The following is a 25,780-nucleotide window of genomic DNA, read 5'->3' on the forward strand; positions in this document are numbered from 1 at the left end:
ACATGCCGCCCGGCCGGGCGGGGACAGCGCACCACCGGAGCACGAAACGTGGCAGCAACAGCAGGGCAGGCGGGCGCCATCGAACTGCGGACGATGAGCCGGTTCCAGTGGACGGCGATCGCGATCTGCGTGCTGCTGAACGTGCTCGACGGCTTCGACGTGATGGTCATGGCGTTCACCGCCTCGCACGTGGCCGACGAGTGGGGACTGTCGGGCTCGGAGATCGGCCTGACGCTGAGCGCCGGCCTGTTCGGCATGGCGGGCGGGTCGCTGTTCCTGGCGCCGTTGGCGGACCGCTACGGCCGCCGCGCGATCATCCTGGCAAGCATGGCGATCATCACCGCCGGCATGTTCGCCTCCGCGTTCGCCCAGAACGTGGGCCAGCTCGCCGCGCTGCGCGTCGTCACCGGCCTCGGGATCGGCGGCATGCTGGCCAGCGTCGGGGTGATCGCCGCCGAGTATTCCTCCGACAGGTACCGCAGCCTGTCGCTGGCGCTGTATTCGATCGGCTATCCGATCGGCGCGACCATCGGCGGCATCCTGGCGGTGTGGCTGATCCAGTGGTGGGGCTGGCGTTCGGTGTTCGCCGGCGGTGCGTTGGCGTCGCTGCTGGTCGTCCCGCTGGTGCTGCGCTACCTCCCCGAGTCGCTGGACTTCCTGGTGACGCGACGTCCGGCCGGGGCATTGCCGCGCCTGAACCGGCTGCTGGCACGCATGCACCTGCCGCAGCGCGATGCGCTGCCGGATCCGGTCCTGGTCGCGGCAGGCGCGCGCACGGGCTACGCGAAACTGTTCTCGCCCGCCTTGCTGCGCACGACGGTGCTGATCGCGCTGGCGTTCTTCATGCTGATGTTCGGCACCTATTTCGTGCTCAGCTGGACGCCCAAGCTGCTGGTCGACGCCGGCATGTCGTCGGGCCAGGGCATTACCGGCGGCGTGTTGCTGAACCTGGGCGGGATCGCCGGTGGCGGCCTGTTCGGCTGGTTGACCACCCGTTTCCCGTTGCGGGCGTTGATCGCGATCTTCCTGGCCGGCACCGCGTCCGCGCTGGCGCTGTTCGGCTACGTGAGCTCGGATCTCGCACCGGCGTTCGCCGCGGCGGTGCTGATCGGTTTCGCCCTGTTCGGCTCGATGGCCGGGCTGTACGCGCTCGCGCCGATCGTCTACGACGCTTCGGTGCGCACCACCGGACTGGGCTGGGCCATCGGTGTCGGCCGCATCGGCGCGATCCTCGCGCCGGCCATCGTCGGCGTGCTGGTGGATGCGGGGTGGCGGACCGGCAGCCTGTACTACCTGTTCTCCGTGCCGCTGCTGGTTGCGGCCGTCGCCGTGCTGGCGATGCGCCGGGGCCACCGTTCCGCCACCGCCTGACCGCGCCGCGATATCGCCACCGATGGGACCCCGGGACACCTGGCCGGCGACGGCCGCGCCCTTCGGCATGCGCGGCCCTGCGAAGCCGGCGATCGACAGCACGCGGGGGCGGTCGCCGGGGCGGGCCTGCCGGATACGACCGGCGGCTCCGGCCATGTGCAGCTACCGCAGGAAACCATGCTGCAGCGCAGCTTGATCATGAAAGTAATACATATATAAAGGCGTCTGATAAAAATTGAGCGCAGCTGGCATGTCGCCTGTGGCGCGTTGTTCCGCATCCTTGGGAGGAGTGCATGTCGAACGTCCATCATCGTTGTTCCGGGGCAGTGAGCCCCCGTGTCGTCACCAGGCTCGCCGCGGCGATCGCCCTTTCGATCATGGCCGGCGCGGTGGCCGCCCAGGATCCGGAAGCGGCCGCCGAATCCGGCGACCACGCCAGGAGCTCGGCGACGACGCTCGACACCGTGCAGGTCACGGCGCAGTTCCGTGCCCAGAGCATGCAGGAGACGCCGATCGCGATCAGCGCGGTCAACGCGGAAATGATGGAAGCGCGCGGCCAGACCAGCGTGCTCGACATCGCCGCGTCGGCGCCGAACGTGAACATCAAGCCGGCGGTCGGCAACTACGGCAGCGGCGCGGCGATCTCGATCCGCGGCATCGGCCAGTACGACAGCAGCTTCGCGCTGGAGCCGGGCGTGGGCATCTACATCGACGACGTCTACCACCCGACGATCTTCGGCTCGGTCTTCGACCTGCTCGACCTGGAGCGCGTGGAGATCCTGCGCGGACCGCAGGGCACGCTGGCCGGCAAGAACTCGATCGGCGGCGCGGTGAAGCTGTACTCGCGTCCGCCGGACGAGGTGCCGGGCGGGTTCGTCGAGGCGACCTACGGCGCGTCGTCGCGCATCGACCTGCGCGCGGCGGCCAACTGGGTGCTGGCGGAGGACAGCCTGTTCATGCGCGTCTCCGGCGTGTCCAAGAAGCGCGACGGCTACATGACCCGCTACGACTACGGCTGCCTGAACCGGGATTCCGGGGTGCCGGCGCAGGCCACCACGCCCGACTGCGTGCTCGGCACCGAGGGCGGGCAGGACTTCCAGGGCGTGCGCGCCGCGCTGCGCTGGCTGCCGTCGGAGAAGCTGGAGGTGAACCTGATCCTGGATGCGGCCGAGGACGACTCGGAGCCGCCGGCGACGAAGCTGCTGCACGGCCCCGACCCGCGCTTCCTGACCGACGCGCGGTTCGTCAACTATTCCACCTACACCGGTACCGGCTGGCGCGCGCAACCGCGCAGCACGATGTCCTCGCGTGGCGCGTCGCTGAAGTTCGACTACAGCTTCGACGACCGCCACACGCTGACCTCGATCTCGGCCTGGCGCGACTACGAGGGCGGATGGGGCGTGGACGCCGACGGCAGTCCGCTGGAGTTCTACACCCAGGCGTGGGACGTCGAGTACCGGATGCTCAGCCAGGAGTTCCGCTTCAACGGCAGCGCGCTGGGCGACAGGCTCGACTACACGATCGGCACCTACCTGTTCGACGGCAAGGGCGTGTTCGCCGGCATCGCGCAGATCCCCAACCTGTTCGCGCTGCACGACGATCCGGTCCAGAGCAAGAGCAAGTCGGCGTTCGCGCACACGGTCTACCGCTTCAACGACCGGTTCGACGTCTCCGCCGGCGTGCGTTTCACCGACGAATCCAAGAGCTACGGCTTCACCCGGACCGACCCGGTGACCGGCCTGCCGCAGAGCGCGATCGACGGCCAGGTGGGCCACTACAGCGGAAGCCGCTGGGACTACCGCCTCAGCGGTTCGTTCCACGTGACCGATTCGACGATGCTCTATGCCTCCTATGCCACCGGCTTCAAGGGCGGTGGCATCAATCCCAAGCCCTTCGTGCCGGCCCAGGTCGTGCCGTTCGGCCCGGAGAAGCTCGATGCCTACGAGATCGGCTTCAAGTCCGACCTGTGGGACCGCCGCCTCCGCCTCAACGGCTCGCTGTTCTACAACCTCTACGACGACATCCTGATCACGATCACCAACGGCTACGGCGGGTTCCCGGCCTCGGCGATGCCGGTCAACGCCGGCGAGGCCGAGGTCAAGGGGGCCGAGCTGGAGTTCACGGTCTATCCGGTCGAGGGACTGTCGATCGACGGCTCGCTGGCGTGGCTGGACTTCGACTACACGTCGCTGTCGGAGATCGCGCTGGCCTCGCGCATGCGCTACGGCATGGTTGCGCCCTACACCTCCAAGTACAAGGCGTCCGTGGGCCTGCAGTACGAGTTCGCGTTCGACACCGGCGCGCTGGTGCCGCGCCTGGACACCAACTACCAGTCGAGCTTCTACACCAACGCGACCAACACGCTGACCGGCCAGGTCAAGACCGCGACCGTCTACAACGCACGCCTGAGCTGGCGGCCGTGGGACGCGGACTGGGAGGTCGCGGCGGGAGTCACCAACCTGTTCAACAAGTACTACTACCTCAACAAGATCGACGTGGTGTCGGCGTCCAACATCGCCACCGCCAGCCCGGCGCGGCCGCGGGAGTGGTTCGTCAACTTCAAGTACAGTTTCTGATAGACATTTATATAAGTAAGACTTATATTTAAGTGGAGCGCCTGTGAGACGGGCGACATCGATGGAGAAGATGGATATGTCGAACGAAGAGCCGGTCAAGATCTCGATCGAGGACGGCATTGCCTGGGTGACGCTCAACCGCCCGGAGAAGCGCAATGCGATCAATCCCGGGATCGTCTACGGGATGGTCGCGGCGCTGGACGCGCTGGAGACCGACGACGACGTCAAGGTCGTGGTGCTGACGGGCGCGGGCGAATCGTTCTCGGCGGGCATGGACCTGCGCGAGTACTTCCGTGCGACCGACAACGACCCGGCCGAGCGCGTGAAGCTGTTCCGCGCCAATGGCGACTGGCAGTGGCGGCGCCTGCGCCACTTCGCCAAGCCGACCATCGCGATGGTCAACGGCTGGTGCTTCGGCGGCGCGTTCACGCCGCTGATCTCCTGCGACCTGGCGATCGCGGCCGAGGACGCGACGTTCGGGCTGTCGGAGATCAACTGGGGCATCATCCCGGCGGGTGTGGTCAGCCGGGCGGTGGCGTCGGTGATCGGCGAGCGCGCGGCGATGTACTACATCATGACCGGCGAGAAGTTCGATGGCCGGCGCGCGGCCGAGATCGGGCTGGTGAACGAGGCGGTGCCGCGCGAGGCGCTGCGCGCGCGGACGACGGAGCTGGCGCGGGTGCTGATCGAGAAGAACCCGGTCGTGCTGCGGCAGGCGAAGATCGCCCACCGCATCGCCTCGGAGATGTCCTGGGAGCAGGCGGCCGATTACCTGATGGCCAAGAACGACCAGGGCATGCTGCACGACCCGGAGCGCGGCCGCGATGCCGGGATGAAGCAGTTCCTCGACGACAAGAGCTACCGGCCGGGCCTGGGCGCCTATCGCCGGGAAGCGTGAGTCCGGGGACACTTCCCGCTCCATCCTGTCCGCTGACGCAGTGAGTACCGTGTCCATTTCCCATGCTTCCATCGGCCGGCTGCTGTCGCCGGGATCGCTCGCCGTCGTCGGCGCCTCGCCCGAACCGGGCAGCGTCGGCAACCTGGTGCTGACCAACCTGCGGCGGTTCGGCTACGCGGGCGCGCTGCATTTCGTCAGCCGCACCCGCGACGAGCTCGACGGCCAGCCGTGCCACCGCAGCATCGACGATCTGCCCGCAGGCATCGACGCGGCGATCCTGGCCGTGCCGCAGTCCGGGGTGCAGGCCTCGGTCGAGGCCTGCATCCGGCGCGGCATCGGCGGGGCGGTGGTGTTCGCGTCCGGCTACGCGGAACTGGGCGAGGCGGGTGCCGAGGCCCAGGCGCTGCTGGCGCGCACCGCGCTGGACGCGGGTTTCGCGTTGCTCGGTCCCAACTGCATGGGGCTGCTGAACTTCGCGGCCGGCGCGCCACTGACGTTCGAGGCGGTGCAGCCGCGCGAGGCCGGTACGGCGCGTCGCGTCGGCATCGTCACCCAGAGCGGCGCGATGGCCGGCAACCTGCGCCAGGCGCTGCTCGCCAAGGGCGTGAACGTGGTGTTCGCCGGGTCGAGCGGCAACGAGGCCGCGCTGACCGCCGAGGACCTGCTGGGCTACCTGATCGACAGCGATGCGGTCGACGTGGTGGCGCTGTTCGTGGAGATGCTGCGCCAGCCGGCGAAGTTCCTCGGGATCGCGGCCAGGGCGCGCGAGGCCGGCAAGCCGATCGTGCTGGTGCACCCGGGCCGCAGCGCCAAGGCGCGCGAGGCCGCGCAGTCGCATACCGGCGCGCTGGCCGGCGACTTCGAGGTCATGCGCACCCTGGCCGAGCGCGAGGCGGTGGTCGTGGCCGACTCGCTGGACGAGGCCTTCGACACCGTCGCGATCCTGTCGCGCTACCCGGCGCCCGTCGCCGGCGACATCGCGGTGTCGTCCAACTCCGGCGCGATCCGCGGCGTCGCCATCGATGTCTGCGAATCGCTCGGCCTGCCGACCGCGGCGCTCGCCCCGTCGACCGTCAGCCAGCTGGCCGGGATCCTGCCGGGCTACGCGACCATCGACAATCCGCTGGACCTGACCACGCTCGGCATGCAGCAGCCGCAGATCTTCGGCAGCACCTCCGCGGCGCTGCTGGCCGATCCCGGCGTCGGCAGCCTGGTGGTCGCGCTGATGGGCGGCTCGCCGAAGCAGCAACTGGACAAGGGGCAGGCGATCCTGCCGGTGCTGGCGCGCTCGGAGAAGCCGGTCGCGCTGGTCTTCATGGGCGACGAGTCGCCGCTGGGCGACGAGTTCAAGGCACTGCTGCACGGCAGCGGCGTGCCGTTCCTGCGTTCGCCCGACCGCGCGCTGCGTGCGATGGCGCGGGTGCACCAGCGTCGCGACCTGGTCGAAGCGGCCGCGCTGCGCGCGTCGCCGGCGCCGGTCGCGGACGACCTGGCACCGCTGCCCGCGGGCCCGATCGCCGAATACCGGGGCAAGCAGTGGCTGCGCGCGCTCGGCATCGCGGTACCGGCGGGCGGCCTGGCACGGAGCGCGGACGAGGCGGTGGAGATCGCCGACCGCATCGGCTGGCCGGTGGTGATCAAGGCCCAGGCCGACGCGCTGACCCACAAGAGCGACGTCGGCGGCGTGGCCGTCGGTCTGCACGACGAAGCGGCGCTGCGTGCGGCCTGGGACGCGATGACGGCGCAGGTCGGCGCGGCCTGTCCGGACATCCCGCTCGACGGCATCCTGGTCGAGGCGATGGCGGCGCGCGGCCTGGAGCTGGTGGTCGGCGCGCGCCGCGATCCGGCCTGGGGCGTGGTCCTGCTGGTCGGACTGGGCGGGATCTGGATCGAGGTGCTGCAGGACGTGCGCCTGCTGGCGGCCGACCTGACCGGGGCCCAGATCGAACGCGAACTGCGGCGGCTCAAGGGCGCCGCGCTGCTGGACGGGGTACGCGGCGCCGGCGCGGTGGACGTGGCCGCCGTGGTGCAGGTCGTGCGCCGGCTGGCCGACCTGATGCTGGCCCGCGACGACGTGCTCGAGGTCGACATCAATCCGCTGGTCGTCGCGCCGGCGGGACAGGGCGCGGTGGCGCTGGACGCGGTGATCGTCGGCCGCGGCGGCGACGGCGCACACGGCACGCAATGACGCCCACGGGAGGGAACATGAGCGCTGGACACGAACATGCCGGACAGGCGCGCGCCGGATCCGGGCACGCCGGGCTCGAGCTCGAACACGTCTTCGACATCCGCTGCGATTTCGACCTGCGCCTGACCTACGGGCCGCTGGTCGGCGACAGCCATGGCGGGTTCACCCGCGTCGGCAGCGGCACCATCGCCGGGCCACGCCTCAACGGGCGCCTGGTCCCGCAGGGCGGCGGCGACTGGGCGACGATCCGCGCCGACGGCGTCATCGACCTGAGCGCGCACTACCTGCTCGAGGCCGACGACGGCACCACGATCTACATCCACAACCGCGGCTACCTGATCCCGGGTGCGCGCGAGCCGGGCAGCCACCGCACCGCGCAGCCCTCGTACTTCCGCTTCACCCCGGTGTTCAAGGCGCCGGTCGGGCCGCACGACTGGCTCACCCGGACCGTCATCGTCGGCACCGGCGTGCGCCACTGGGATCCCGACCACACGATCTTCAGCTACTACGCGGTGAAGTGATGCCGCAGACGGGCTACGACTACGTGATCGTCGGCGCCGGCTCGGCCGGCTGCGTGCTGGCCGACCGGCTCAGCGCATCGTGCGCGCACAGCGTGCTGCTGCTGGAGGCCGGCGGCGAGGACCGCCTGCCGTTCATGTCGATGCCGCTGGCGTTCCTGAAGATCTGCACCAATCCGAAGGTCGGCTGGGGCTACACCGGCGAACCCGAGGCGCATGCCGACGGCCGCCGGATCTGGGCGCCGCGCGGCAGGGTGCTCGGCGGCTGCTCGTCGATCAACGGCATGCTCTACGCCCGCGGCCATGCGCTGGACTTCGACGACTGGGCCGCGCGCGGGCTGCCGGGCTGGAGCTACCGCGAGGTGCTGCCGTACTTCCAGCGCGCCGAGGACCACTGGCGCGGCGCCGATTCCTGGCACGGCGCCGGCGGCCCGATGCGCGTGGTCGAGCACGCGCCCGACGACATCCTCTATCCGCGCCTGGCCGAGGCCGCGCGCAGCCTCGGCCATCCGGCGACCGCGGACTACCACGGCAGGCTGCAGGAGGGCTTCTGCCTGCCGCAGCTCAACATCCAGCACGGCCGCCGCGGCAGCACCGCGACCTGCTACCTGAAGCCGGCGCGGCAGCGCCCCAACCTCACCGTCGCCACGGGCGCGCAGGCGACCCGGCTGCTGCTCGAGCGCGGGCGCGCGACCGGCGTCCGCTACCTGCAGGACGGCCAGGAACACGTCGCGCATGCCGGACGCGAGGTGATCGTCGCGGCCGGCGCGTTCAACTCGCCGCAGCTGCTGATGCTCTCGGGCATCGGCGACGACCGCCAGCTGCGGCCGCTGGGGATCGCGACCCGGCACGCGCTGACGGGCGTCGGCGCCAACCTGCAGGACCATCCGTCGGTGCGCGTCGAGTACGACCTGTCCGGCCCCTACGGTTTCGACCGCCACCTGCGTTTCGACCGGATGGCGCGGACCGTCGTGGAATGGAAGCTGCTGCGCCGCGGCCTGGCGACCGATATGCCGGTCACCGGCATGCTGTTCCTGCGCACCCGCGACGGCCTGGACCGCCCGGACGGGCAGACCCTGGTGACGCCGACCCTCGGCGACGCCCATCTCTGGTTCCCCGGGATCCGCGCCGGACGCGGGCACATGCTGTCGACCGCCAACGTGCTGCTGCGGCCGGACAGCCGCGGATCGCTGAAGCTGCGCTCCGGCGACCCGCTGGACAAGCCGGCGATCCACTTCAACCTGCTGGCCGAGGAAAGCGACCGGCTGTTCTTCCGGCGCTACGTGCGCCACGTCCGCGAGCTGATCGGCAGCGCCGCGATGGCGCCGGTGATCGGCCGCGAGAACCGGCCCGGGATCGAGGCGTCGAGCGACGCGGAGATCGACGCCTTCGTGCGCTGGGCGATCGGCACCGCCTTCCACCCGGTCGGCACCTGCGCGATGGGCACCGGCGAGGACGCGGTGGTCGATGCGCAGCTGCGCGTGCACGGCCTAGACGGCCTGCGCGTGGTGGACGCCTCGGTGATGCCGCGGATCGTCGGCGGCAACACCAACGCCGCCACGATCATGATCGCCGAGAAGGCCGCGGACATGATCCTCGAACGCCCCCCGTTGCCGCCGGCGCCTGCCGGCGTGCACCCCGACATCCACGATTCCAGGAGAGTCGCCGCATGACCGCATCCCACGACGCGCCGGAGACCGCACCCGTCGCCAACCCGCCGTACCGGCGCATCGCCACCGAGGAGGCGTTCTGCCCGCCGGACATGCTCGACGTCTACAAGCGGCTGATCGAGGCCGGCAAGGTCGACGACCCGGGCTTCAACACCATGTTCGGCTTCTACCTCAGCAGCCCGAGCGAACGCGCGCGGATCATCGCCAGCCAGCTCGGCGACCTCGGCGCGCAGCGGCTGGCGCACATGGACGCGGCCGGCGTCGACCACGCGGTGCTGGCGCTGACCTCGCCGGGCGTGCAGGTGATGGAGAAGGCCGACGCGGTCGCCTACGCGACCTATGCCAACGACTGGCTGGTCGACAACATCCGCCGCCATCCGGACCGCTATTCCGGCCTGGCCGCGGTCGCGCCGCAGGACCCGGCCGCGGCGGCGAAGGAGATCGCGCGCGCCAAGGCGCTGGGCCTGCGCGGGGTGATCATCAACTCGCATACTGGCCACGAGTACCTCGACGACCCCAAGTTCTGGCCGATCTTCGAGGCCGCCGAGCAGCTGGAGATGCCGATCTACCTGCATCCCTACACGCCGTCGAAGCAGATGATCCAGCCGTTCCTGGAGAAGGGCCTGGACGGCGCGATCTTCGGCTTCTCGGTCGAGACCGGGCTGCACATGCTGCGCATCATCATCGCCGGTGTGTTCGACCGCTTCCCGAAGCTGCAGATGATCCTCGGGCACACCGGCGAGGCGCTGCCGTTCTGGCTCTACCGGCTCGACTACATGCACCGCGCCGGCGTGGTGTCCAAGCGCTACGAGGCGATGCAGCCGCTGCAGCGCAAGGTCAGCGACTATCTGCGCGAGAACGTCCACTACACCAACAGCGGCGTGGCCTGGGCGCCGTCGATCCGCTTCGTCCAGGACGTGATCGGCGTGGACCGGGTGATGTACGCGATGGACTACCCGTACCAGTACGTGCCCGGCGAGGTCGGCATCCTCGACCGTATGGACATGCCGGCCGAGGTCAAGAAGCAGTTCTTCCAGACCAACGCCGAGCGCCTGTTCCGGATCGCGCCGGCCGACGCGGCCACCGGAGCGGCGGCATGAGCATCGCCTATCCCGAGATCCGGATGCACATCGACGGCGAGTGGGAACCGGCCGGCGACCGCCGGACCTGGCCGGTCCTCGACCCCGCCACCGGCGAGGTGATCGGACAGCTGCCGCTGGCGACGCCCGACGACCTGGACCGCGCGCTGGCGTCGAGCCGGCGCGGCTTCGCGCTGTGGCGCGACACCCCGGCCCAGGACCGGGCCCGGGTGCTGCGCCGGGCCGCCGAATGGCTGCTCGACAACCTCGAGGACGTCGCCCGGGTCGCCACGACCGAAGAGGGCAAGCCGCTGGCCGAGAGCCGGGTCGAGGTGCACATGGCCGCCGACTGCCTGCAGTGGTACGCCGAGGAAGGCCGCCGCGCCTACGGCCGGGTGCTGGCCCGCCCGGCCGGCAGCCGCTCGCTGGTGGTCAAGGCCTCGGTCGGTCCGGTCGCCGCGTTCGCGCCGTGGAACTTCCCGCTCGGCAATCCCGCGCGCAAGCTCGGCGCACCGATCGGCGCCGGCTGCTCGGTCATCCTCAAGCCGCCGGAGGAGGCGCCGGCCTCGGCGATGCTGGTGGCGCGGGCGCTGCTCGAGGGCGGCCTGCCGAAGGGCGTGATGAACATCGTGTTCGGCGAGCCGGACCCGGTCTCGCGCCACCTGCTGGATTCGGACGTGATCCGCAAGGTCTCGTTCACCGGTTCGGTGCCGGTCGGCAAGCACCTGCTCAAGCTCGCCGCCGAGCGCTGCCAGCGCACGACGATGGAACTCGGCGGGCACGCGCCGGTGATCGTCTTCGACGATGCCGACCTCGACAAGGCGCTGACCCTGATGGTCGGCAGCAAGTACCGCAACTGCGGCCAGGTCTGCGTCGCGCCGACCCGGTTCTTCATCCAGGAGGCGGTCTACGAGCGGTTCGTGTCCGCCTTCGTCGAGCGCGCGTCCGCGCTCAAGGTCGGCAACGGGCTCGAGGACGGCGTGCAGGTCGGGCCGATGGCCAACCCGCGCCGGCTCGACGCGATGGACGAACTGATCGCCGACGCCCGCGCCCGTGGCGCGAAGGTGCTGCTGGGCGGCAAGCGGATCGCCGGCCCGGGCTGGTTCTTCGAGCCGACCGTCATCAGCGAGCTGCCGCTGGAGGCGCGCCTGCTCAACGAGGAGCCCTTTGGTCCAGTGGCGCTGATGTCGCGGTTCCGTACATTCGACGAGGTCGTCGAGCAGGCCAACCGCCTGCCGTTCGGGCTGGCGGCCTACGTGTTCACCCGTTCGGCGGAGACCGCGCTGCGGATCGGCGACGCGCTGGAGGCCGGGATGATCGGCATCAACAGCATCGCCATCGGCGCCGCCGACGCGCCGTTCGGCGGGGTCAAGGAAAGCGGGCACGGCTCGGAGAACGCGATCGAGGGGCTGGACGCCTGCCTGGTCACCAAGCAGATCACCCAGGGCGTCTAGGCGCCCGGCGTGCGAGCGGACGCAGATCCGCCGCACGACACACACGTGGAGGGACACAATGATGCGCGACATCCAGTTGCTGGTCGCCGGCCAAGCGGTCGCGGCCGAAGGCGGCGCCATCTACACGCGGACCAGTCCGCTCGACGGCGGCATCGCCACGCGCGCGGCGGCGGCGACGCCCGCCGACGCCTGCCGGGCGGCCGACGCCGCCCACGCCGCGTTCGAGGCCTGGGCCGGAACCGGCCCCAACGCACGCCGCGCGCTGCTGCTGAAGGCGGCCGACGCGCTGCAGGCGCGCGCCGACGATTTCGTCGATGCGATGCGCGCCGAGATCGGCTCTACCGAAGGCTGGGCGCGCTTCAACGTGATGCTGGCCGCCGGCATGCTGCGCGAGGCCGCGGCGCTGACCACCCAGGTCTCGGGCGAGACGATCCCGTCCGACAAGCCCGGCTGCCTGGCGATGTCGATCCGCCAGCCGGCCGGCGTGGTGCTCGGCATCGCGCCGTGGAACGCGCCGGTGATCCTGGGCGTGCGCGCGATCGCGACCCCGCTGGCCTGCGGCAACACCGTGGTGTTCAAGGCCTCCGAGGTCTGCCCGCGCACCCACGCGCTGATCGCCGACGCGCTGGTCGACGCCGGGTTCCCGCCCGGCGTGGTCAACGTCGTGACCAACGCGCCGGAGGACGCCGCGGCCGTCGTCGCCGCGCTGGTCGAGCATCCCGCGGTGACGCGGGTCAACTTCACCGGGTCCACCCGCGTCGGCCGGATCATCGCCGAACTCGGCGCGAAGACGCTGACCCCCGTGCTGCTGGAACTGGGCGGCAAGGCGCCGCTGCTGGTGCTCGACGACGCCGACCTCGACGAGGCGGTCAAGGCGGCCGCGTTCGGCGCCTTCATGAACCAGGGCCAGATCTGCATGTCGACCGAGCGGCTGGTCGTCGATGCCGCGGTCGCCGACGATTTCGTCGCCAGGCTCGCGGCGAAGGCGGCAACGCTGGTGGCCGGCGATCCGGCCGAGGGCAAGGCGCCGCTGGGCGCGGTGGTGAGCCGGTCCGGCGTCGAGCACGTCAACGCGCTGATCGCCGATGCCGTGGACAAGGGCGCGCGGATCGTCGCCGGCGGCCCGGCCAGCGGCCTGCTGATGGACGCGACCGTGCTCGACGGGGTGACGCCGGAGATGCGCATCTACCGCGAGGAGTCCTTCGGCCCGGTGGTCGCGGTGATCCGCGCACGGGACGAGGACGACGCGCTGCGGATCGCCAACGACAGCGAGTACGGGCTGTCGGCCTCGGTGTTCAGCCGCGACATCGCGCGCGCGCTGCGCATCGCCGGGCGGATCCGCTCCGGCATCTGCCACGTCAACGGCCCGACCGTGCACGACGAGGCGCAGATGCCCTTCGGCGGCACCAAGGCCAGCGGCTACGGCCGCTTCGGCGGCCGCGCGGGCATCGCCGAGTTCACCGAACTGCGCTGGATCACGATCGAGACCCGGCCCGGCCACTTCCCCATCTGATTCCCGTCCCGGGAGACCGACGTGCACGCAACCGATCCAACCGGGCAGTCCGACGCCCGCCGCCGCTGGGCGCTGTGGCTGCTGGTGCTGGTCTACGCCTCCAACTTCGCCGACCGCATCGTCGTGGCCACCGTGGGCCAGGCGATGAAGGTCGACCTGGGGCTGAGCGACCTGCAGCTGGGCCTGCTGGGCGGGATGTCGTTCGCGCTGTTCTACTCGCTGATGGGCATCCCGCTGGCGCGGCTGTCGGAGCGCTACAGCCGGGTCAGGATCATCGCCGCGTGCGCCGCGGTGTGGTCGGCGATGACCGCGCTGTGCGGGGTCGCGCAGAACTACGTGCAGCTGCTGCTGCTGCGGATCGGCGTGGGCATCGGCGAGGCGGGCAGCACGCCGGCCTCGCATTCGCTGATCGCCGACTACTTCGCGCCGGGCCGGCGCGGCGCGGCGTTCGCGCTGTTCGGGCTGGGCATTCCGCTGGGCGCCTTCGTCGGCGCGATCCTCGGCGGCTGGATCGTCCAGCACCTGGGCTGGCGGGCGACGTTCGTGTGCATCGGCGCGCCCGGCCTGGTGCTTGCCGCGCTGGTGCTGTTCACCATGCGCGAGCCCAGGCGCGGGATGTCGGAAGCGGCGGCGCCGGTCGCCGACGGCCCGGTGCCGTCGATGGGGCAGGTGGTCCGCCTGCTGCTGCGCAAGCCGACCTTCCTGCACATGACCTTCGGCTGCGCGCTGATCGGCTTCGCCAACTTCGGCATCAACATGTTCATGCCGATCTACTTCACCCGCGTGTTCGGGATGAGCTATGCGCAGGCCGGGCTGGCGTTCGGCCTGATCACCGGCTGCGGCGCGATCCTGGGCAAGATCGTCGGCGGCTACGTCTCCGACTGGGCCGGCCGGCGCGACCGGCGCTGGTACCTGTGGGTGGTCGCGCTCGGCGTCGCGGTCACCGCGCCGTTCTACATGCTCGCGTTCCTGCAGCAGGGCTGGGCGGCCTCGGCGGCGATGCTGCTGGTGTTCGGCGGGCTGCTGTACCTGTGGTACGGCCCGACCTTCGCCATCGCCTACAGCCTCGTCGGCCCGCGCATGCGCGCCTCGGTGTCGGCCCTGGTGCTGCTGACCATCAGCCTGATCGGGCACGGGCTCGGCCCGGTGTTCATGGGCCTGGCCAGCGACTGGTTCGCCGGCCGGGCCTACGCCGGCGGCGACGGCTTTGCGCAGGCCTGCGGCGACGCCTCGCGCATCGCCGACGGCGTGGCCGCCGCCTGCGCGCAGGCGTCCGCGCAGGGCGTGCGCTACGCCGCGATCGCCTGCGCCTGCTTCTTCCTGTGGGGTGCCTGGCACTACTTCCGTGCGGCCAGGACGCTCGAGCGTGACACGGAACTCCCCGACACCGACCAAGGCGCCAACCAGTGAAACCCGAACCGCAGAGTGCGTCCGCCCGCTTCAGCCCGCGCTACCGCGCCTGGCTGCTGGTCCTGTTGATCCTGACCTACGCGTCCAACTTCATGGACCGGATCATCGTGGCCACGGTCGGCCAGGCGATGAAGCTCGACCTCGAACTGAGCGACCTGCAGCTGGGCCTGCTCGGCGGCATGGCGTTCGCGCTGTTCTATGCGCTGCTCGGCATCCCGCTGGCGCGGCTGTCGGAGCGCTACAGCCGGGTCCGGATCCTCGCCGCCTGCGTCGCGCTGTGGTCGCTGATGACCACGCTGTGCGGCGTGGCGCAGAACTACATCCAGCTGCTGCTGCTGCGGATCGGCGTGGGCGTGGGCGAGGCGGGCAGCACGCCGGCCTCGCATTCGCTGATCGCCGACCACTTCCCGGCCAAGCGCCGGGCGACCGCCTTCGCGCTGTTCGCGCTCGGGGTGCCGCTGGGGTCGTTCTGCGGCGCGATCCTCGGCGGCTGGATCGTGCAGAACATGGGCTGGCGCGCGGCCTTCCTGATCCTGGGCATCCCCGGCATCGCCCTGGCGCTGCTGGTGGCGCTGACCCTGCGCGAGCCGCCGCGCGGCCTGGCCGACGGCGCGGTCGAGCAGGCCAGGACCCCGCCGCCGCCGCTGCTGGAGGTGATCCGGCTGATCCTGCGCAAGAAGACCTTCGTGCACCTGACCATCGGCTGCGCGCTGGTCGGCTTCGCCAACTTCGGCATCAACATGTTCATGCCGATCTACTTCTCGCGCGTGTTCGGGATGAGCTTCGCCCAGGCGGGACTGGCGTTCGGCCTGATCACCGGCATCGGCGCGATGGCCGGCAACGGGATCGGCGGGTTCCTGTCGGACTGGGCCGGCAAGCGCGACACGCGCTGGTACCTGTGGGTGGTCGCGCTCGGCGTCGCGGTCGCCACGCCGTTCTATCTGTTCGCGTTCCTGCAGACCAACTGGATCGTCGCCGCGGCGATGATGCTGGTGTTCGGCAGCATGATGTACATCTGGTACGGGCCCACCTTCGCGGTGGCCTACACCATGGTCGGCCCGCGCATGCGCGCGTCGGCATCGGCGGTGGTGCTGCTGGTCAACACCCTGATCGGCCAGGGCCTGGGGCCGATCTTCATCGGCGGCGCCAGCGACGTGTTCACCGCGCGCGCGTTCGGCAGCGGCGACCACGCGCAGTCGTGCTCGGCCGCGGCGCTGGCCGGCGCCGGCCCCGACGCGGCGGCGGCCTGCGCCCAGGCCGCGGCCCAGGGCATCCGCTACGCCACGGTGATCTGCGGCCTCGTGTTCCTGTGGGGCGCCTTCCACTACTACCTCGCATCCCGGACCCTCGCCCGCGACATGGAGCCCGACGTCTCATGAGCCTGCCCGCCCCCCCACGACTCGAATTCGCCTTCGCCGTCCGCATCCGCCTGCGCCCCGCGCTGTACATGGGCAAGTCGCCGCTCGGCCACGAGCGCGCCGCCGTCTACCTGGAGGACGGGGAATTCGAGGGGCCCGGCATCCGCGGGCGGGTGCTGTCCGGCAGCGGCGGCGACTGGGCGGTGGTGCGCCCCGACGGCGTGCTCGACTTCGACGCCCGCTACGTGCTGCAGACCGACGACGGCGTCAGCATCTACATGCAGAACCGCGGCTACCGCTGGGGCTCGGAAGAAGTGATGGCGCGCATGCGCCGGCGCGAGCCGGTGGACCCGTCCGAGTACTACATGCGGGCTTCGCCGAAGTTCGAGGTGCAGAGCGGCCCCTACGACTGGCTGATGCGCTACGTCTTCGTCGGCGTCGCGGACAAGACCCCGGAAGGCAACGTGATCCGCTACTTCAAGGTGCTGTAGGCGATGGCCAGTGCCGACAACACGTACGACTACATCGTGGTCGGCGCCGGCTCCGCCGGGTGCGTGGTCGCCAGCCGCCTGAGCGAGGACGCGGACGTGCGCGTGCTGGTGCTCGAGGCCGGCGGCAACGACAGCCATCCGCTGCTGCGCATGCCCATGGGATTCATGAAGGCGCTGTTCCGCCCCGAGTTCACCTGGCCGCTGCAGACCGAGCCGGAGCCGTACCTCGACGGCCGCCGGCTGCCGTTGCCGCGCGGCAAGGTGCTGGGCGGTTCCTCGTCGATCAACGGCATGTTCTACATGCGCGGGCATCCGCGCGATTTCGACGAATGGCGCGACCTCGGCTGCGAGGGATGGGGCTTCGAGGACGTGCTGCCGTACTTCCGCCGTTCCGAGGATTCGTGGCGCGCGCCGGACCGTTACCATTCGCGCGGCGGCGCGCTGCAGGTGCGGGCCATCGACACCGCGCACCTGCTGCACGAGCCGATGATGCGCACCGCGGCGGCGGCCGGCTACGCGACCAGCGAGGACATCGACGGCGACGTCACCGAGGGCTTCGCGCGCGGCGACGTGACCATCGACCACCGTGGCCGCCGTGCCAGCGCCGCGCGCGCGTTCCTGCATCCGGCGATGCGGCGTTCCAACCTGACCGTGCGCACCCGCGCGACCACGGCGCGCGTGCTGGTCGAGCAGGACCGCGCGACGGGCGTCGAGTACCGGCACGGCGACGAGGTGCACATCGCCCGCGCGACGCGCGAGGTGATCCTGTGCGGCGGCGCGTACAACTCGCCGCAGCTGCTGATGCTGTCGGGCATCGGGCCGCCGGACGAACTCCGGCGGCACGGGATCGAGGTGCTGCACGCGCTGCCGGGCGTCGGCGGCAACCTCTCTGAGCACCCGCGCGTGCTGCTGCAGTTCGAGGCGACCCGGCCGGTCACCTTCCTCAACCAGCTGCGCTTCGACCGCGCGCTGTGGTCGGCGCTGCGCTGGTCGGTGGGCGGCGGTGGCCCGTTCGCGACCCAGATCAACAGCTGCAACATCGTCATCCGCACCGCGCCCGGCCTGGACCGGCCCGACATCCAGCTGTGCGCCAATCCCGTGCGCATGGACGCGGGGCTGTGGTTCCCCGGCGTCGTCGCCGCGAAGCCGCACCGGCTGACGACGATGGTGTGCCTGCTGCACCCGGTCAGCCGCGGCCGCGTCGGCCTGCATTCGGCCGACCCCGCCGGGCTGCCGAGGATCGAGCTGAACCTGTTCGCCGCGGAAGAGGACTTCGCGACGATGCGCCGCGGCATCCGCGCGGCGCGCGACATCTACCGCACGGCGCCGCAGTCGGAACTGACCGGCGAGGAGATCGCGCCGGGCCCGGCGGCACAGTCGGACGCCGCGCTCGACGCGTTCATCCGCGCGACCGCCGGCGTCACCCAGCACCCGGTCGGCACCTGCCGCATGGGCACCGGCGACGATGCCGTGGTCGACCCGCAGCTGCGGGTGCGCGGCATCCGCGGCCTGCGCGTGGCCGACGCCTCGATCATGCCCACCGTCCCCGGCGCCAATACCAATGCCGCGGCGATCATGATCGGCGAGAAGGCCGCCGACCTGATCCGCGGCATGCCCGCTGCCGCGCCGTCCTGATGCCGCAACCCGGTTCCCCGATCCGCTTTCCCTCCTATTCCCCGCCCCTGCGCCCCGAGACCGCCATGACCCTGCCGCCGCCCCCGACCGTCACCGACGCCCTGCGCGCCCGCGTGGACGCCTTCCTCGCCGGTCCGCACGACCTGTTCATCGACGGCGCATGGCGGCCGGCCGGGGCCGGCGGGCGCTTCCCGACCCACGATCCCGCCACCGGCCAGCGCCTGGCCGAGGTCGCCGACGGCCAGGCCGGGGATGTCGGCCGCGCCGTGCAGGCCGCGCGCCGGGCGTTCGACGCCGGGCCGTGGCCGCGGCTGCCGCCGGCCGCGCGCGCGCGGCTGCTCGAGCGCCTGGCGGACGCGATCGAGGCGCATGCCGACGAGCTGGCGTTGATCGATACCCTCGACAACGGCATGCCCTTTGCCAGCGCGCGCATGTTCAACATCGGCGGCGCGGTCGGTTCGCTGCGCTACAACGCCGGCTGGGCGACGCGCCTGGCGGGGCAGACGCTGACGCCGTCGGTGCCGGGGGAGTGGCATGCCTACACGTTGCGCGAGCCGGTCGGCGTCGCCGGCCTGATCGTGGCCTGGAACATGCCGCTGGCGATGACCGTCGGCAAGCTGTCGGCGGCGCTCGCGGCGGGCTGCACCGTGGTGCTGAAGCCGGCAGAGCTCACGCCGCTGTCGGCGATCCGCCTGTGCCAGCTGATCGAGGAAACCGGCTTCCCGCCGGGCGTGGTGAACCTGGTGACGGGCACCGGCGCCGAAGCCGGCGCCGCGCTGGTCGCCGATCGCGGCGTCGACAAGATCTCCTTCACCGGCTCGACCGGGGTCGGCAAGGCGATCGTGCGCGCGTCGGCCGACGACCTGAAGCGGGTCACGCTGGAGCTCGGCGGCAAGTCGCCGGTGTTCGTGTTCGCCGACGCCGACGTCGAGCGCGCGATCGACGCCGTGGCGCGCGGCATCTTCGGCAACGCGGGGCAGGTCTGCGTCGCCGGTTCGCGCCTGTTCGCGCACCGCGCCGTGTTCGACCGCCTCGTCGAGGGCGTGGCGGCGCGCGCGCGCGCGCTCAGGCTCGGCGCCGGCGTCGAGCCGGGCACCGAGATCGGCCCGCTGATCTCCGAGGCCCAGCGCGCCCGGGTGCTCGGCTACATCGACAGCGGCCGCGCGCAGGGCTGCGAGGTGGTCGCCGGCGGCGGCGCGGTCGACGGCCCCGGCCATTTCGTCCAGCCCACCGTGCTCGCGGGCGCGCGCCCCGACATGACGGTGGTGCGGGAGGAGATCTTCGGCCCGGTGCTGAGCGCGATGGCGTTCGACGACGAGGACGACCTCGAGTCGCTGGCCGCCCGTGGCAACGACAGCCCCTACGGGCTGTCGGCGAGCGTGTGGACCCGCGACATCTCCACCGCGCACCGCCTGGCCCGGCGCCTGCAGGCGGGCACGGTGCGCATCAACACGCCGGTGGGCATGGACTTCGCGCTGCCGTTCGGCGGCTACAAGCAGTCCGGCTGGGGCCGGGAGAACGGCCAGGCCGGCGTCGAGGCCTATACCGAGGTCAAGTCGGTGTTCGTCGGGCTGTAGCGTCCGGCGCGGCGCGGACGCTTTGCTGCAGCGCACATTGACAGCCCGCGTCCTATATATAAAGAATACTTACATATTGGGCTGGTTCGCCGTCCTTGCCTGGAGCCGTCGATGAATGCGTTTCCCCCGCTGCCGATCTACACCGGATTCAACACGCCGCTGCGCATGGAGGTGGACATCCATGACCTCGAGGTCGAGGGCCAGGTGCCGGAGGGGCTGGACGGCATCTTCTACCGGGTCGGTCCCGATCCGCAGTACCCGCCGCGGCTGGGCAACGACATCTACTTCAACGGCGACGGCATGGTCAGCGCGTTCCGGTTCGAGAAGGGCCGCGTCGACCTGAAGTGCCGCTACGCGCGCACCGACAAGTTCCTGCTCGAGCGCGATGCGCGCAAGGCGCTGTTCGGGGCCTACCGCAATCCGTTCTTCGACGATCCCGCGGTCGAGGGCCGCATCCGCGGGACCGCCAACACCAACGTCGTCTACCACGCCGGCAAGCTGCTGGCGCTGAAGGAGGACAGCCCGCCGCTGGTCATGGATCCGTGGACCCTGGAGACCAGGGGCTACTACGACTACGAGGGCGTGTTGACCAGCGAGACCTTCACCGCGCATCCCAAGCTCGACCCGCACACCGGCGAGATGATCGCCTTCGGCTACTCGGCCAAGGGCATCGCCTCGCCGGACGTGGCGTACTACGTGATCGACCGCGACGGGAAGATCGTCCACGAAGTCTGGTTCCAGATGCCGTACCCGTGCCTGGTGCACGACTTCGGCGTCACCCGCGACTACGTGGTCTTCCCGATCGTGCCGGTGATCAGCAGCCTGGATTTCGCCCGCGCCGGCCGTCCCACGTTCGGATGGGACGCAAGCAAGGACGTCTACCTGGGCGTGCTGCCGCGGCGCGGCAGCGCGAAGGACCTGCGCTGGTTCCGGACCTCGAACCTGTTCGCCTCGCACGTGATGAACGCGTTCAACGACGGCACGAAGATCCATTTCGACACGCCGGTCGCCAAGGGCAACATGTTCCCGTTCTTCCCGGACGTGACCGGCGCGCCGTTCGACCCGGTCGCCGCGACCGCGCACGTGACGCGCTGGTCGGTCGACTACGCGGGCGGCGAGGGCATCGGCTTCGAGCAGCTGACCACGCTGGCCGGCGAGTTCCCGCGGATCGACGACCGCTACGCGATGGAGGCCTACCGCCACGGCTACATCTGCGTCAGCGACCGCTCGCGCCCCTACGACGAGAAGCGCGCCGGCAGCATCACCGGCATGTTCATCAACTGCCTCGGCCATATCGATCACGCGACCGGCAGCAGCGACGACGTGTACTACGTCGGCCCGGTGTCGTCGCTGCAGGAGCCGGCGTTCATTCCCGCGTCGAAGGACGCGCCGGAAGGCGAGGGCTACCTGGTCGCGCTGGCCAACCGCTACGACGAGCAGCGTTCGGACCTGCTGGTCCTCGACGCCCAGCGCCTGCAGGAAGGCCCGATCGCGACGATCAAGCTGCCGCTGAAGCTGCGCAACGGCCTGCACGGCAACTGGGTGCCGGTCGAGGACCTGCCGCCGCGGCCGGCCGGCGCATGACGTCGGTACCCACGGTCGACGCGCCTGCCGGAGGCGCGGCGTATCCGCCGCCGATGCTGTTCATCGGCGGCCAGTGGCTCGACGGCGCCGGGCGCGACATCTCGCCGGTCCGCAATCCCGCGACCGGCGAGGCGGTCGGCGCGCTCGTGCATGCCACCGCGGACGACCTCGAGCAGGCGCTGGCCGCCGCCGACGCGGCCTTCGGCCCGTGGCGACGGACCTCGGCGTTCGAGCGCGGGGGCATCATCAGGCGCGCCGCCGCGCTGCTGCGCGAACGGGTCGAGGCGATCGCCGCGATCACGACGCTGGAGCAGGGCAAGCCGCTGCACGAGGCCCGCGGCGAGATCCTGGCGGCGGCCGACGTGTTCGACTGGTTCGCCGAGGAGGGGCGCCGCGCCTACGGCCGGGTCGTGCCCTCGCGCGCACCGGAGCAACTGCGCTACCTGGTGCTGCGGCAGCCGGTGGGTCCGGTCGCGGCATTCTCGCCGTGGAACATCCCGGCGCTGATTCCCGCGCGCAAGATCGCCGCGTCGCTGGCCGCCGGCTGCACCTGCATCATCAAGCCGGCCGAGGAAACGCCCGGCACCTGCCTGCAGCTGGCGCGGGCGCTCGACGATGCCGGCCTGCCGGCGGGCGTGCTGAACGTGGTGACCGGCGTGCCGGCGACGATCTCGCAGACGCTGGTGGCGTCGGCGCGGATCCGCAAGCTGTCGTTCACCGGGTCCACCGCCGTGGGCCGCCAGCTCGGCGCGCTGGCGGGCGGGGCGATCAAGCGCATGACGCTGGAACTGGGCGGGCACGCGCCGGTGCTGGTGTTCGCCGACGCCGACATCGACGCCGCGGTCGACCAGCTGGTGGCCTTCAAGTACCGCAACGCGGGGCAGGTGTGCATCGCGCCGACCCGCTTCTACGTGCAGCGCCAGGTCCACGACCGCTTCGTCGCGCGTTTCGCCGCGGCGGCCGCGGCGCTGGCGGTCGGCGACGGGCGCAGGCCCGGCGTGCAGATGGGGCCGCTCGCCAACCCGCGCCGGATCGAGGCGATGCGGACGCTGGTCGACGATGCGGTGGCGGCCGGCGCCGAGCGGGTCTGCGGCGGCCGGATCGACGGCCCCGGCAACTTCTGGGCGCCGACCGTGCTGGCCGACGTGCCGGACGCGGCGCGGATCATGCGCGAGGAACCGTTCGGGCCGGTCGCAGTGACCGCGCCGTTCGACAGCGTCGACGAGGCCATCGCGCGCGCCAACCAGTTGCCCTTCGGCCTCGCCGCGTATGCGTGGACCGGTTCGATCCGGACCGCGCACCGGCTGTCGGAGGAGGTCGAAAGCGGCATGCTGGCGATCAACAACACCGCCATCACCTTTGCCGAAACGCCGTTCGGCGGGGTCAAGGACAGCGGCTACGGCAGCGAGGGCGGCAGCGAGGGTCTGGAAGGATATCTGGACACGAAATTGGTTAGTCTGGCCGGAACATGACACATGGAGAACGCGTCTTGAGCCCGACTTCCGAAGGCCGCAGCGGCCACCGCGCCCGCACGATCTACCTCATCGCCAGCGCCTACCACGCGTTGCGCGCCACCCGGCTGGAACCTGCGTTGAAGCCGCTTGGCGTCACCCCGCTGCAGTACACCATCATGACCGTGGTGGAGTCCCACGAAGGCCTGTCGTCGGCGCAGCTGTCGCGCCGCTTCTACGTCACCCCGCAGACCATGGGCCAGGTGCTGGCCGGACTCGAGGAGCGCGGCCTGCTGCGGCGCAGGGAGGATCCCGAGAACCGCCGCGTGCTGCTGGTCAGCCTGACCGCGAAGGGCCGCAGGCTGGTCGACGAGTGCGGCCGCGTGATCGGCCTGATCGAGGACGAGATCTTCAGCGACCCGGATTGCGCGGAGACCGCGGCGCTGCGCGAGCAGCTGCAGAAGATCGCCGCGCACCTGCGCGAGAACACCACGGTGCCGGCGGAACTGGCCGCCGCGCCGAAACGACGCAAACGGCTTACCGCCCCCACCTGAGCAAGGCACCACATGCCCTCCGCATTCGACGAAGACGACTTTTCCGCACTCCTCGACACCCTCGACCGCTACATCCGCGAACGCCTGATGCCGCTGGAGAAGACGGTCGAGGAAACGGCCACGGTGCCGGACGCGATCCTCGACGAGATGCGCGAGATGGGACTGTTCGGGCTGAGCATCCCGCAGGCGTACGGCGGCTTCGAGCTCGACGTGGTGCAGGAAACCCGGGTGCAGATGCTGTTCAGCGGCACCTCGCAGGCGTTCCGGCTGGCGTTCTGGCCGAACGTGGGCATCGGCAGCCGCGGCATCGTCTATGGCGGGACGCCCGGACAGAAGCAGCGCTACCTGCCGGGGCTGGCGTCGGGCGAGTTGCGCGCCGCGTTCTGCCTGACCGAGCCCGATGCGGGCTCGGACGCGGCCAACATCCGCACCGTCGCGGTCCGCGACGGCGACGATTTCCTGATCAGCGGCACCAAGCGGTTCATCACCAATGCGACGCACGCCGACGTCTTCACCGTGATGGCGCGCAGCGATGCCGGCAAGTCCGGCGCCGACGGCATCTCGGCCTTCATCGTCGAGAAGGGCACGCCGGGCCTGACCATCGGCAAGCCCGAACACAAGCTGGGCCAGCGCGGCGCGCCGATCTGCGACGTGATCCTGGACCGGGTGCGGGTGCCGAAGGAGAACCTGATCGGCGGCGAGGCCGGCGAGGGCAAGGGCTTCCGGATCGCGATGCAGGTGCTCGATTCGGGCCGCATCGGCGTGGCCGGCAGTGCGGTCGGCATGATGAAGCGGATCATCGACGAGGCCGCGACCTACGCCCTGTCGCGCAAGCAGTTCGGCCAGCCGATCGCCGAGTTCCAGCTGATCCAGGGCATGCTGGCCGACTCGGAAGCCGAGTACCTGGCCGGGCACGCGATGGTGATGGAGGCGGCGCGTTCGCTGCAGGCGAAACGCGACACGCGCATCCTCGCGGCATCCGCGAAGTACTTCTGTTCCGAGGCCCTGGGCCGGGTTGCCGACCGCGCGCTGCAGATCTTCGGCGGCGCCGGCTACATCGCCGAGTACCCGATCGAGCGGCTGTGGCGCGACGCGCGGGTACTGCGCATCTACGAGGGCACCAGCCAGATCCTGCAGCTGGTGATCGCGCGCGGCCTGCTCAAGCGCTACGCATGAACGAGCCGGCGTTGAAGGTGCCGCCCGGACAGGCGTTCCGGATCGCGTTCGAATGCGAGCAGCTGATCCGGCGTTTCGCGCTGCGCAACGATGCCGGTGACCATGATGCATTGGCGGAGATGTTCGTCGAGGACGGCAGCTTCGCGCGGCCCACCGCGCCGGACGCGCCGGTGCGCGGGCGCGAGGCGATCCGCGCGCTGTTCCGCGACCGGCCGCGCCGCTTCACCCGCCACCTGATGCTCAACACCGTGATCGATGCGCTGTCGCCGGGGCGCGCACGCGCGACCAGCTACGTGGCGCTGTACAGCGCCGATGCCGGTGTCGACACCGCCGCGCAGGCGCCGCCGTATCCGGCGTCCGGTCCGCACCTGCTCGGTGGCTTCGACGACGAACTGGTGCAGGTCGAGGGCCGCTGGCTGTTCCTGTCGCGACGCGGCAGCCTGGCCTTGCGGATCGGCTAGGCGCGATCCCCGCTGGGGTGTTCTTCCCGCCGCGGGAACGGCCGCAGGCGGCAGTGGCGGGCCCGGACCGGCGTCGATTGCCGGGTTGCGGGACGAGGCCCGGCGAAACGGCGTCAGCCGGGCGCCAGCAGCCAGTCGCGCAATGCGCGGTTGACCGCGTCCGGCGCTTCACACGGCGCCATGTGACCGGCGCCGGCGAAGATCGCGAGCTGCGCATCGGCAATCCGCGCGGCGATGTCCGCATGCTGTGCCGGCGGGCTCCAGCGGTCGTCGCTGCCGACGCCGACCAGCGTCGGGCACGCCAGCGCCGACAGCACGTCCGCCGGATCCGGCCGATGCAGCAGGGCCTCGACCTGGCCGGCGAAGACGTCCGCGTCCATGCGCTCGACCATCGCCGTCAGCGCCGGCATGAAGCGATCGTCTTCGACGTGCGCCGGATGCAGCATCGGTGGCAGCCATTGCCTCGCCAGTGCGCGCATGCCGTCGCGGCGGGCGACATCGAGCAGGCGCATGCGCTGCTCGCGTTCGCCGTCGCGCACGGTGTGGATGCCGGTGTCGAGCAGCGCCAGCCGCTCGACCCGCTGCGGTGCCTGCCGCACCATCTCCAGCGCGACCCGCGCGCCCATCGAATGCCCGGCCAGCGCGAAGCGCGCGGGCGCTTCGCGCAGGACCGCCGTGGCCATCGCCTCGATCCGGTCGAAGCCGCGGAAATCGTGGACCCGGATGTCGGCGACGTCGGCCAGGCCGTCGACCTGGTGCCGCCAGACGGTCCGGTCGCAGAGCAGGCCGCACAGCAGCAGCAGCGGGCGCGGCATG

At 71.1% G+C, this 25,780-nt stretch carries 20 protein-coding genes; 19 read left to right on the forward strand and 1 reads right to left on the reverse strand.

Annotation, left to right across the window (positions count from 1 at the left end; translation table 11 throughout):
* Nucleotides 1–93 precede the first annotated feature (93 nt).
* From LDO26_RS10870 to LDO26_RS10960, 19 genes are all read left to right on the forward strand, one after another.
* Nucleotides 94–1,371, forward strand: coding sequence for an MFS transporter (locus LDO26_RS10870; protein ID WP_232131247.1), 1,278 nt, complete (start codon nucleotides 94–96; stop codon nucleotides 1,369–1,371).
* A 326-nt stretch (nucleotides 1,372–1,697) separates the two neighbouring features.
* Complete coding sequence (locus tag LDO26_RS10875; RefSeq protein ID WP_232131118.1) at nucleotides 1,698–3,947, forward strand: TonB-dependent receptor; 2,250 nt, start codon at nucleotides 1,698–1,700, stop codon at nucleotides 3,945–3,947.
* 76 nt (nucleotides 3,948–4,023) lie between these two features.
* A complete protein-coding gene (locus tag LDO26_RS10880; protein ID WP_232131119.1) occupies nucleotides 4,024–4,845 on the forward strand; it encodes a p-hydroxycinnamoyl CoA hydratase/lyase in 822 nt (273 codons plus the stop codon).
* 49 nt (nucleotides 4,846–4,894) lie between these two features.
* Nucleotides 4,895–7,033 (forward strand): acetate--CoA ligase family protein, encoded by a 2,139-nt coding sequence (locus tag LDO26_RS10885; protein WP_232131120.1) that lies wholly within the window; start codon nucleotides 4,895–4,897, stop codon nucleotides 7,031–7,033.
* Between the two features lie 17 nt (nucleotides 7,034–7,050).
* Complete coding sequence (locus tag LDO26_RS10890) at nucleotides 7,051–7,554, forward strand: DUF3237 domain-containing protein (RefSeq protein WP_232131121.1); 504 nt, start codon at nucleotides 7,051–7,053, stop codon at nucleotides 7,552–7,554.
* Nucleotides 7,554–9,224 carry a GMC family oxidoreductase gene (locus tag LDO26_RS10895; RefSeq protein ID WP_232131122.1) on the forward strand — a complete coding sequence of 557 codons (1,671 nt, stop codon included), beginning with the start codon at nucleotides 7,554–7,556 and terminating at the stop codon, nucleotides 9,222–9,224. Before LDO26_RS10890 ends, LDO26_RS10895 begins: the two co-directional genes overlap by 1 nt.
* Nucleotides 9,221–10,321 carry an amidohydrolase family protein gene (locus LDO26_RS10900; protein ID WP_232131123.1) on the forward strand — a complete coding sequence of 367 codons (1,101 nt, stop codon included), beginning with the start codon at nucleotides 9,221–9,223 and terminating at the stop codon, nucleotides 10,319–10,321. Before LDO26_RS10895 ends, LDO26_RS10900 begins: the two co-directional genes overlap by 4 nt.
* The gene (locus tag LDO26_RS10905; protein ID WP_232131124.1) at nucleotides 10,318–11,754 is read left to right on the forward strand and encodes an NAD-dependent succinate-semialdehyde dehydrogenase; all 1,437 of its coding nucleotides are present in this window, start codon (nucleotides 10,318–10,320) and stop codon (nucleotides 11,752–11,754) included. Before LDO26_RS10900 ends, LDO26_RS10905 begins: the two co-directional genes overlap by 4 nt.
* Nucleotides 11,755–11,812: 58 nt before the next feature.
* Entirely contained in the window at nucleotides 11,813–13,267 is a 1,455-nt protein-coding gene (locus tag LDO26_RS10910; RefSeq protein ID WP_232131125.1) for an aldehyde dehydrogenase, read from the forward strand.
* A gap of 21 nt (nucleotides 13,268–13,288) precedes the next feature.
* A complete protein-coding gene (locus LDO26_RS10915; RefSeq protein WP_232131126.1) occupies nucleotides 13,289–14,677 on the forward strand; it encodes a spinster family MFS transporter in 1,389 nt (462 codons plus the stop codon).
* Nucleotides 14,674–16,056: a spinster family MFS transporter gene (locus LDO26_RS10920; RefSeq protein ID WP_232131127.1), complete on the forward strand. Its 1,383-nt coding sequence runs from the start codon at nucleotides 14,674–14,676 to the stop codon at nucleotides 16,054–16,056. The genes LDO26_RS10915 and LDO26_RS10920 overlap by 4 nt, the downstream gene beginning before the upstream one ends.
* Nucleotides 16,053–16,526, forward strand: coding sequence for a DUF3237 domain-containing protein (locus LDO26_RS10925; protein WP_232131128.1), 474 nt, complete (start codon nucleotides 16,053–16,055; stop codon nucleotides 16,524–16,526). The genes LDO26_RS10920 and LDO26_RS10925 overlap by 4 nt, the downstream gene beginning before the upstream one ends.
* Nucleotides 16,527–16,529: 3 nt before the next feature.
* Nucleotides 16,530–18,161, forward strand: coding sequence for a GMC family oxidoreductase (locus tag LDO26_RS10930; RefSeq protein ID WP_232131129.1), 1,632 nt, complete (start codon nucleotides 16,530–16,532; stop codon nucleotides 18,159–18,161).
* Between the two features lie 65 nt (nucleotides 18,162–18,226).
* Nucleotides 18,227–19,738 carry an aldehyde dehydrogenase family protein gene (locus LDO26_RS10935; protein ID WP_232131130.1) on the forward strand — a complete coding sequence of 504 codons (1,512 nt, stop codon included), beginning with the start codon at nucleotides 18,227–18,229 and terminating at the stop codon, nucleotides 19,736–19,738.
* 111 nt (nucleotides 19,739–19,849) lie between these two features.
* Complete coding sequence (locus tag LDO26_RS10940) at nucleotides 19,850–21,322, forward strand: carotenoid oxygenase family protein (RefSeq protein WP_232131131.1); 1,473 nt, start codon at nucleotides 19,850–19,852, stop codon at nucleotides 21,320–21,322.
* Nucleotides 21,319–22,794: an NAD-dependent succinate-semialdehyde dehydrogenase gene (locus LDO26_RS10945; protein ID WP_232131132.1), complete on the forward strand. Its 1,476-nt coding sequence runs from the start codon at nucleotides 21,319–21,321 to the stop codon at nucleotides 22,792–22,794. The genes LDO26_RS10940 and LDO26_RS10945 overlap by 4 nt, the downstream gene beginning before the upstream one ends.
* 17 nt (nucleotides 22,795–22,811) lie before the next feature.
* Nucleotides 22,812–23,327, forward strand: a complete 516-nt coding sequence (locus tag LDO26_RS10950; RefSeq protein WP_232131133.1) for a MarR family winged helix-turn-helix transcriptional regulator — start codon at nucleotides 22,812–22,814, stop codon at nucleotides 23,325–23,327.
* 12 nt (nucleotides 23,328–23,339) lie between these two features.
* Complete coding sequence (locus LDO26_RS10955; RefSeq protein ID WP_232131134.1) at nucleotides 23,340–24,503, forward strand: acyl-CoA dehydrogenase family protein; 1,164 nt, start codon at nucleotides 23,340–23,342, stop codon at nucleotides 24,501–24,503.
* Nucleotides 24,500–24,964, forward strand: coding sequence for a nuclear transport factor 2 family protein (locus LDO26_RS10960; RefSeq protein WP_232131135.1), 465 nt, complete (start codon nucleotides 24,500–24,502; stop codon nucleotides 24,962–24,964). The genes LDO26_RS10955 and LDO26_RS10960 overlap by 4 nt, the downstream gene beginning before the upstream one ends.
* 113 nt (nucleotides 24,965–25,077) lie before the next feature.
* Here the strand turns inward: LDO26_RS10960 and LDO26_RS10965 are convergent, their stop codons facing one another.
* The gene (locus LDO26_RS10965) at nucleotides 25,078–25,779 is read right to left on the reverse strand and encodes an alpha/beta fold hydrolase (protein WP_232131136.1); all 702 of its coding nucleotides are present in this window, start codon (nucleotides 25,777–25,779) and stop codon (nucleotides 25,078–25,080) included.
* Between the last annotated feature and the right edge of the window lies 1 nt (nucleotide 25,780).

The organism is Proluteimonas luteida, from assembly GCF_021191695.1.
GTDB lineage: Bacteria > Pseudomonadota > Gammaproteobacteria > Xanthomonadales > Xanthomonadaceae > Luteimonas > Luteimonas luteida.